The organism is Neisseria sp. P0022.S010 (assembly GCF_051956635.1).
Genome location: NZ_JBQCXF010000934.1, coordinates 1 through 436 on the forward strand (window position 1 = coordinate 1; position 436 = coordinate 436).

A 436-nucleotide genomic window follows, 5' to 3' on the forward strand; every position below is an offset into this window, starting at 1 on the left:
TTCCTTTGTAATATTATTTTTGGGGCAATAGCCTTCCGAAAAATCGGTTTAGATAGTTTCCAAATAGTTTTCAAGTCCTTCGGCGACCTTATTCGGAATAAACTCGGTAATCGTGTATTTCGCTACGCCTTCTCGGTGAAACGGGTCTTCTGCAATTAACTTTTCCACCTGTTCCCTGCCTGATGCTTTCATCAGGATAACGCCGCCCGTCCGCGGCTATTTGCGTCCAGACATAACAAATACACCTGCTTGATAATACCGTTCGAGATACGCAATATGCTCGGACAGGTAGGTTTCAACCGCAGCCAAGTCTTTAATATATTCCAACGATACGATAAACATCCCTTTTCCTTTTCTCAGCATTAAACCAATAGTGCAGCTATACGCGCAGTAAAAGCGCTTAGCCACCGACTACCGGGCGCACAATGTCCACTTT

General features: G+C 44.5%; 2 protein-coding genes. Both read right to left on the minus strand.

Features of this window, described 5'->3' with window-relative positions; all coding sequences use genetic code 11:
* Window positions 1–48: 48 nt before the first annotated feature.
* On the minus strand, window positions 49–198 hold the full coding sequence (locus tag ACTHUT_RS22185; RefSeq protein WP_440419975.1) for a hypothetical protein: 150 nt from the start codon (window positions 196–198) through the stop codon (window positions 49–51).
* A gap of 18 nt (window positions 199–216) precedes the next feature.
* Window positions 217–342 (minus strand): hypothetical protein, encoded by a 126-nt coding sequence (locus tag ACTHUT_RS22190; RefSeq protein ID WP_440419973.1) that lies wholly within the window; start codon window positions 340–342, stop codon window positions 217–219.
* Between the last annotated feature and the right edge of the window lie 94 nt (window positions 343–436).